The organism is Paenibacillus albidus (genome assembly GCF_014644435.1).
GTDB lineage: Bacteria > Bacillota > Bacilli > Paenibacillales > Paenibacillaceae > Paenibacillus_AQ > Paenibacillus_AQ albidus.
Map to the genome: position 1 here is coordinate 1 of NZ_BMKR01000075.1, position 8,530 is coordinate 8,530.

Here is an 8,530-nt window from a genome sequence, read left to right on the forward strand (position 1 = left end):
GGCGAACGAAATCTTGCTTCAGGCGCTGAAGGAGAAAGGGACAATTGCTGAATTCAAGCCAAAGAAATCATACGGCACGCCGGTAAAGGCTGATATGCCGGAGTCCTTGCTGCAGTATTCGGGAATCTATGGGGCAACCAGTACAACGACGAACATAGAGATTACCGAAGGCGGCGTCATGTCCGTTACTTCGGATCAGGCATTTGATAATACAGTCCAGATCTACGAGTATTCGGTAGACGGTACATTCCGGAGTACGAACGGGAATACAATGATCAGCTTCGTGACGAAGGAGAATGGCCGCACCTACGTATGGGTTCGTAAATACGTTTCGTTGCCGGGTCTTGGGCAGACGGCTGTGTCAGAGTACAACGCCGAGAAGCTCCAGCCCCAAGATCTTCCGGCAGAGACAACAGCGGCATGGATTCAGCGCGACGGCAAGAGGTACTATCTGCTGAATCAGAAGTATACGTCGCTCGCTTATTTGGCGTCGCCACAAACACACACTCAATTGAATTTGTCGAAACAATTGCCGGGATACGTGTTGGATAAGCGAATAACCGGCCCGAACACGGCCGTCTCCGAATTGCAAATTCCGGGAAATAGCGGGCGGGATCTCTCAGATCTTACTTTCTTTACACAAGACGGCGTTGAGTACCTGAATATGGGTGGAATCATCTTAGTGAGCGAGGATGCCGTGAAGTCCCTTAACTTCGCTAAGAAGTCAATCGTTACGATTCCGCCCAGCGGATACGCCAGGTGGTATACGATAAGCGACAAAGATGGGGGCAAGATCGTTAAGGTGAGCATGTCCCAGAACGCTTCCTTCGCTGTTTATGATGCCAAAGGAACATGCATCTATTTCAGTGTCATCGGAGGCAAAGATCCGGTCGTACTGCCCTTGGGAGGATCCATAGTTTTCGCCGGAGATGCCGGCACGAAGTTCGAGATTTCCGCTCAGTAACTTCGCAATAGGCATTTCATAACTGGCCAAGATATAGTCCTACGTACAAGAAAGAAGATTCCTCAAGAAAAGTTGGATGAATTTCAGCTAAAACCTACATAAAAAGTGCCTTGGTTCATTTCAATAGGTGAATATTCAACTCCCATGGAAATTAATTCTTGGCTGTTGCAAGGAAGACCGAAATACGGCGTACTTTCATCATCTGTGGTGCTGCGCTTACGCTGCATGTGTGGCTAACGGGCAGGATAGTATAATTAATTGCTGCTAAATAGTGTTTGTTTGATTTATGGAACCAAGTTCTTGTCCCTAGCTGAGGAAAAGAACATAGTGCTATTGACGATTAGATAATCGCATGAAAAAACGGAAATATTGTTTTGAAAATATATAGAACAGTGCTTGGCTCCAATTAATGGAACGTAACCGATTAAAGAATGTATTAAAAATAAATTAAGAAGGAGGCATTGTATATGGATATTTCAGAAAAAAATGTACTAATTGTGGAGGACAATCATTCGTACAAGCAATGGATTTCATAAATCTTCGTCCACTGGATAAGAAAATAGCGCTTGGTTCGGAAAGGATATTTACGGTTTGTTTGGATTGCGGAGAAGTTGTTTCGATAAAAGTGAAGAATCCAGAAAAGTTAATATAATTATTGAATAAGAAAGAGAACGAGAAAATGATTGGTTTTCGTTTAGCGGCTTTTTTCTTTTCTCTGTACAAGTTCTTGTCCCGAGTCAAATAAGGACAAAATCCAGAGGCGCTCGAGCCTTATTTGCCATGGTCATCTATGCTTCCGATTACTTGTCGCGTTATGGGATAGGTATTGCAAAACTTTTGGTCTTAGATGGAGATGGAGCTGTTGACTAAGCCGTTGATTTTCCTGCTGACGCAAACTTGGTTTGTGGCTCAGCCATACGGCTGCTCTGTCCTGCTTTTAACTCCTGTAATGGCTAGTTTCTCAATCGTATTGTATTCGTTCTTCTTAGACAAAGGAAAACTCCCCTTCAAGTAGCGGTTTATTTATTAAACCTGTCTACTTGAAGGGGAGCATATCAAAATCGGTAGCCTGTTCCGTAATTTATTATAGCGAGTTTACGAACTTCGCCTCCGGAAAGCGGCTATCCGGTTCTTTCATTAATATTCCGCCTTGATTTTTCAGATACATATCGAAGAAATCCAGCATATAGGCATTGATAACGGAGTTCGCTCTTTCGGGCGCAACCTTTCCTGTAATGCCCAGTATGTTGAAAATCGGAGAAACGAACTGGACGTCAGCAAAATTGAAATGCTCCGTATTTTCGATATAGAGGACTTGTCCCCCTTCATCGACCGTTTCGCGCATCCGTTCAAGCTCCAACTTTTTATCTTCCGTTACTTGATCCTCCCACTCTCTTGTTGAGCCCATACGGTTAAGCTCTGCATCCGTGTAAACCCGGTTATCCATCACCATTTTTAATTTTTCGAAATAGCTTTCCGAGTTGATGAACAAAAACGGCTTTCGCAGACCCTCTCTGTCACGCAGCCCATATAGCCCCCCATCAAGGTCTATTCCAACCGCGATTCGCGGGTCGTAAGAAGCGTCATAGGCCGTCGCTCCGCCGATGGAATGACCGAACACCCCGACATGACCGAGATCCATCCTCCCTTTTAGATGACTTGGAATCTGCCCCGATTGGATGAGTTCGAATTGGTCCAGCGCAAACGCCACATCGCCGGTTAAAACTTTTCCCAACTTGTCGCGAATTTTTCTTCCTGTCTGGTAATCATGGTCGGGTGAGAATAAGTCGTTGGTTGTGCTGGTCGTGATTCGCCCGTCCGGAAACTCGGTTGCAAATGTATTGTAGGTGTGGTCGATCACTGCCACGATATATCCGTGACTCGCGAGATGTTCGGCTTGCGACGTGTGGAGGAACCTGGAAGAGCCGTTGCCGGGATTCGCAAGGACCAGCGGGTATGAAGTCTGTGCCGAAGAGACTTCAGCCCCCGAATAAGCATGACTTGATACGTACTTCAGGTGTTGAAAAGTAAACTTGGGAAGGCCATAGTCCGCGGCCATATAACGTAAAATCCGGGTATCGGGAATAAAGGGAGCGTACTTGCCGGTGCCAGCTTGAGCCGGATACCATACCTGAACCATCAATTCTCTCTTGCCATCTCTGGCTTCGTCGAAAATCTCTTCCCTATTTGTATCCACGAAATGAAAAGTTTGCGTTCCTACCTTAAATTCACCTGTCGGTTCAGGCAGTTTAAATATAGGAAAAGCATACATGAGACCCGCTGTTACGACCAGCATTATCGCTATAGCGGTATAAGCCGAACCCAACATGAATCGCGGGATTTTTTTTTGGCTGTTTTTTTTAAAATAGTTATAACCTGAAATGGCTAAAAAAATGACCGTTATACAATATGGGAAAAATAGCTGAATTCTGTATCCTTCCACCGTCCAATGAATGACCAGTAAAAGCGTGGCGATCCCGCTTGCAACGAATACGGGGATTCTACGCCGTTCTTTTTTTAATAGGACTGTTAATGCAAACAAGCCGATGTTTGACAAAAAAAGCAACAGTTCAAACAGCCTCATCTCGATTCTCCTTTTAAAAAAATTCTATTTTCGTTTGTTCCAATCTTATCCTGCCAGGTTGGCCTTAGATATCGATTTGCCTTAAATCTACCTTAAATCTACCTTACAATTTTGTAATTCGATCTTGCGGTATTGGAGGACTCGTAAAACGGTTTCTTTTCAGCTTGAAAGAGTGCCGCTTAATCCAGCCTTTCAAACCATAGAAACACAATAAGTTCCAATCGCTCTTCGGCGAAGGTATGCTGGTGTTTTTTAAATCAGAAACGGAGCCAAGTCCTATGTTTAGTATCCTGATTGTAGAAGATGATCTTAAGCTGGCGCAGCTGCTTCAATCATATATGGAGAAATACGGGGGACGAGCTGAAGCCGTCCAGGAGTTCGACCAAGTTATGGAGGTGTTTCAGGACATTCGTCCGGATCTCGTGCTGTTGGACGTCAATCTGCCCGTTTTATCGAAAATTTGGATTAAATCCGTTGGTGAATCACAATTCAAACTTAAATATCATACCACTATAAATGCCGATACCACCCTGCACGAGCTGAATTGTTCCAAAAAAGAAGACTTGGCATTTATTAAAAGAATGGTGTTGTCTCGCAGACCTATTTCAGAACAGTTTGGTGTTAGTAATAACCAAGGACTCTTTATGTTTTAGAACGAAATCCGCATAGGATCAACAACTTCAGTCTAACACTTTATTTTCTTTGTACATTTCATTCACTGTATGTCCAGAAAAAGAGGGGTATTCCCGGATGCTGTAATCTTCCTGTTAAGTTATTCACGGAATAGAGCAATCAACACGTGAACAGTTAAGCTGCTTAAAAATTTGCGGATGAAAAAGTTGCGTGTGCTATGGCTTGCAGCAGCCCAATCTTGCCTTAAGGTTCATTCTGGAACTATGCGCTTTGACGTTTATACGGATACTGGTGGTTTCGCACTGGAGGGATGGGGTGGAGCCGGGTAGGCCTGGGGCTGGTTGTTGCCGTGCTCTGGGGTTTGTTCGGTTCTCCGCAAGCCGTCTGCCCCTTGCCATCGGGTCTGCATTTTGTAATGGAGACGTTGCTGTTTGGTCTGCCGGTGCTGCTGATGCAGCTGTGGGATCAATAACAATCCGAATTTACATCGGCGGTTATTTTTGTTATCCTATTACCAATATTCAAACGCGATGACGAGAAGAGTAAATCCAGGCAGTCTTTCACAGAGAGCCCCGGCCGCTGAAAAGGGGTAAGAAAACCTGGATCGAACCAAGCCTCTGAGCGGCAGGCAGGAACCTGATGATGGGGATGGTCTGACGGGAGCTCCTGTTACAGAGCTAGAGTATAAGCAATCCGCTTTGTGCCGGATGCCGTACTTGATGAGTTTAATATGGCGACATATTAATAAACCTGGGGTGGTACCACGAGAATCTCGTCCCCAAGACCTTAAGTCTTGGAGGTGAGGTTCTTTTTATTTTGCAGAATACCACATATTTACAGGAGGCAACAACAATGAACATGGAACCTGAAACAACATACGAAAATTATATTTACAAGCTGATTCAAGAAGATATGGATACCGGAGCATACAGCAGGGACATCTGCACCCGGTTTCCGCCTGAGCCTAACGGATATTTGCATATTGGCAGTGCCTACGCGATCCATACCAATTACATGCTTGCCAGAGCATTCCACGGGAGGTTCAACCTGCGTTTTGATGACACCAATCCTTTAAAAGAAGATATGGAATACGTAAACGCGATCATCGAGGATATCAACTGGCTGGGATACAGCCCGGGAGAACATATCTATTACGGGTCCGATTATTCGGAGGAAATATACAGCAGTGCTGTGAGGCTGATCAAGCAAGGCAAGGCCTATGTCTGTGACCTGTCGCCTGAAGAAGTGACTGCTTACAGAGGAACGTTGACGGAGCCTGGGACTGACAGTCCTTACCGGGCGCGTTCGGCGGAGGAGAACCTGGGGCTTTTTGCAGAGATGAAACAAGGGAGTTATCCGAATGGAGCCCGTGTCCTGCGCGCCAAAATCGACATGGCTTCTCCCAACATCAACTTGAGAGATCCGGTGATTTACCGGATTATCCATGCAGCGCATTACCGGACGGGGAACACCTGGTGCATCTATCCGATGTATGATTTTGCCCATCCGATTCAGGATGCGGTTGAAGGGGTGACACACTCCCTGTGCTCGATTGAATTCAAGGATCACCGTCCATTGTATGAGTGGGTCCTAAATGAGCTGTCCATTCCCGAAGCGCCCAAGCAAAGAGAATTTGGCCGGGTAAATGTTACGGGAGTGGTTACGAGCAAACGTTATATCCGGCAGCTGGTGGCCGGGAGTTATGTGGACGGCTGGGATGATCCGAGGCTCCCGACGATTCGCGGCCTGCGCAGAAGAGGGTTTACCCCAGAGAGTATCCGGAATTTTGTGAACGGGATTGGTTTCGTCAGACACAGTACCATCGTCGATATTTCCATGCTGGAGCACGCGCTGAGACAGGATTTGAAGGCTAAGGTGCCTGCTGTAATGGCGGTGCTGAGGCCGCTGCGGGTCGTGATCACCAACCTGCCGGAGGATAGCAACGAATGGCTTGCGATTGAGAATAACAGCGAAAATACGGTGCTTGGAGAGCGGAAGGTGCCCTTTTCACGTACCGTATATATCGAACGGGAGGATTTCATGGAAGTGCCGGTCAAAGGTTTTCATCGGCTGGCGCCGGGCGCGGAGGTGCGGCTGAAGGGCGCTTATTTCATTAAATGCAACGAAGTGGTCAAGGATGAAGCGACTGGTGAAATCACCGAGCTGCGCTGCACCTATGATCCGAGAACCCGAAGCGGCAGCGGATTTACGGAGCGGAAGGTGAAGGCAACTCTTCATTGGGTCTCGGCGGAGCATGGCATCCGGGCGGATGTGCATTTGTACGAGCGGCTTCTGAAGGACAATGACAGCCCCAAAGAGGACGGAGAAGCCTGGGATGACTATCTGAATCCCGATTCACTTACGGTGCTAAAAGACTGCATCCTGGAGCCTTCCGCCGGCACAGCCCGTCCCGAAGATAAATTTCAGTTCATCCGTCATGGCTTCTTCTGCGCAGACAGGAAGCATAGTAGCCCCGGAAAGCCGGTGTTTAACCGGATCGTGGCCTTGAAGGATAGCTGGAAGGGCTGAGGGGCGGCAAGCTGAAGGTGAGCTAGGAGATGCGCAGACTGACTTTGGCGGGTTAGACGCGGATTCTGTATATGAAGGACTGTTCCGAGTCATCGCAGATGACCGGGGCGGTCCTTTTGTGTATAAAAGGCTGGTATGTCACATGGACGAACGGCAATGGGGGTTAGAGGACTACGGGCTAAATGCCTCTGGATCGCGCGATCCCGGGGAATCGAGCCTCCTGGAAGGCAAAAATGGACCTCCGTCAAGAAAGTGGACACTAAAAAGGAAATTCAAGCAGCTTTCCGCTTGAATCTCGCTGCAAACTGAACCGGGGACACGTAGCCCAGGGCACTATGGATTCGTTTGCGGTTATAAAAAAATTCAATGTAGTGGTAGATTTCATCATAGGCCTGCTTCTTTGTTTTAAACTTGGTGCAGTACACAAACTCTTTCTTCAGAAGGCTATGAAACGATTCAATGCAAGCATTGTCGTAGCAGTTGCCTTTACGACTCATGCTCGCTTTCATGCGATATTTCACCAAGCGTTTACGGTAGTCGGCAGAGGCATATTGTGACCCGCGATCTGAATGGTGAATGAGCCCTTTCTTCGGGCGTTTCGCATGGTAGGCGTCGTCCAGGGCACCCAGAACGAGGTCCGTGGTCATGCGGTCACTGAGCCTCCACCCCACGATTTCCCGGGTGCACAGATCGAGCATGCTGGCGAGGTACATCCGCCCTTCCCGGCAGGGAATATAGGTGATGTCCGTGACCCAGGTTTGGTTCGGTTTCGCTGTAGAAAATTGCTGGTTGAGCAAGTTAGGGGCAATCGGCAAGTCGTGCTTGGAGTCGGTGGTATTCACTCGAAATTGCTTCGCTACACAAGAGCGCAAACCCAGCTCTCTCATGTATTTTCCAATGGTGCGCTCGCTGACTTGATGACCTTCACGTTGAAGAAGAATGGTGATTTTAGGGCTGCCATAACGGCCCTCCGTATCGTTAAAATGATAGGTGATTCGCCGGACCAACATGGCCTTCCGGCTGGCCTGAGGACTCGGTTTAGCCGTTCTCCATTTGTAATAACCGCTCCGGGATACCTCAAGGACGCTGCACATCTTCTCCACAGGGAACTGGGAGCGATGATCTTCGATAAACTGAAATCTCAGTTCTTTGGATTGCTGAAGATGTGCACTGCTTTTTTTACGATGGCCATTTCCTCTGCCATGTCGGCTAATTGCTTTTCTTTTTCTTGCAGTTGTCGTTCCAGTTCCCGCACTCTTTCGGCGCTGGCCACAGGCTCGTCGGGGAACTGCCGGTACTTCCCTAACCACTGATGCAGAGTTTTTGCGGGAATATCCAGCTCTTGGGCAAGTTCCGCCACCGTCTTGGTCTGCTCTTGGATGTACTTTACCGTCTGTTTTTTAAACTCGTCATTGTAGCTTTTTCGTATTCCACTCATGTGGACACCTCCTCGTTAATTTCATTATTCCTGTTCTCTTAACGAGTGTCCACTAATAACACTAACATCAAAATGCCTTAGAATGAAGCGATCCCGGGGAATCGAGCCTCCTGGAAGGCAAAAATGCCTTAGAATGACGCGATCCCGGGGAATCGAGCCTCCTGGAAGGCAAGAAAATGCCTCAGAATCGCGCGATCCCGGGGAATCGAGCTTCCTGGAAGGCAAGAAAATGCCTCAGAATCGCGCGATCCCGGGGAATCGAGCTTCCTGGAAGGCAAAAATGCCTTAGAATCGCACGATCCCGGGGAATCGAGCTTCATGGAAGGCAAAAACTATTTAGCCCCCTTATCCACTTGGACACTTTAACCCACTTCAGATACAC

The 8,530-nt window shown here is 47.5% G+C and carries 4 protein-coding genes, 3 pseudogenes and 1 other annotated feature; of the genes and pseudogenes, 4 read left to right on the top strand and 3 right to left on the bottom strand.

All coding sequences use genetic code 11. The features are described from left to right. Positions 1-964, top strand: a pseudogene (locus IEY53_RS34150) (serine hydrolase); the annotation flags it as partial. 1,084 nt (positions 965-2,048) lie between these two features. Here IEY53_RS34150 and IEY53_RS34155 read toward each other — a convergent pair. After that, positions 2,049-3,548, bottom strand: a complete 1,500-nt coding sequence (locus IEY53_RS34155) for an alpha/beta hydrolase family protein (protein ID WP_189032731.1) — start codon at positions 3,546-3,548, stop codon at positions 2,049-2,051. A gap of 278 nt (positions 3,549-3,826) precedes the next feature. Between IEY53_RS34155 and IEY53_RS35620 the strand changes: the two are divergent. The 3 genes and pseudogenes from IEY53_RS35620 to IEY53_RS34170 all read left to right on the top strand — a co-directional run. Further along, positions 3,827-3,994, top strand: a pseudogene (locus IEY53_RS35620) (response regulator); the annotation flags it as partial. Between the two features lie 482 nt (positions 3,995-4,476). Continuing rightward, positions 4,477-4,653 (top strand): annotated as a pseudogene (locus IEY53_RS34165) (DUF2568 domain-containing protein); the annotation flags it as partial. Between the two features lie 49 nt (positions 4,654-4,702). Continuing rightward, positions 4,703-4,964 (top strand) — a binding site (T-box leader). Between the two features lie 69 nt (positions 4,965-5,033). Next, a complete protein-coding gene (locus tag IEY53_RS34170; RefSeq protein WP_189032737.1) occupies positions 5,034-6,710 on the top strand; it encodes a glutamine--tRNA ligase/YqeY domain fusion protein in 1,677 nt (558 codons plus the stop codon). A 272-nt stretch (positions 6,711-6,982) separates the two neighbouring features. Here IEY53_RS34170 and IEY53_RS34175 read toward each other — a convergent pair whose 3' ends face one another. Together IEY53_RS34175 and IEY53_RS35625 are read right to left on the bottom strand one after the other, a co-directional pair. Then, entirely contained in the window at positions 6,983-7,924 is a 942-nt protein-coding gene (locus IEY53_RS34175; RefSeq protein WP_229696526.1) for an IS3 family transposase, read from the bottom strand. Next, positions 7,852-8,148: a transposase gene (locus IEY53_RS35625; protein ID WP_229696525.1), complete on the bottom strand. Its 297-nt coding sequence runs from the start codon at positions 8,146-8,148 to the stop codon at positions 7,852-7,854. Before IEY53_RS35625 ends, IEY53_RS34175 begins: the two co-directional genes overlap by 73 nt. Positions 8,149-8,530: the final 382 nt, after the last annotated feature.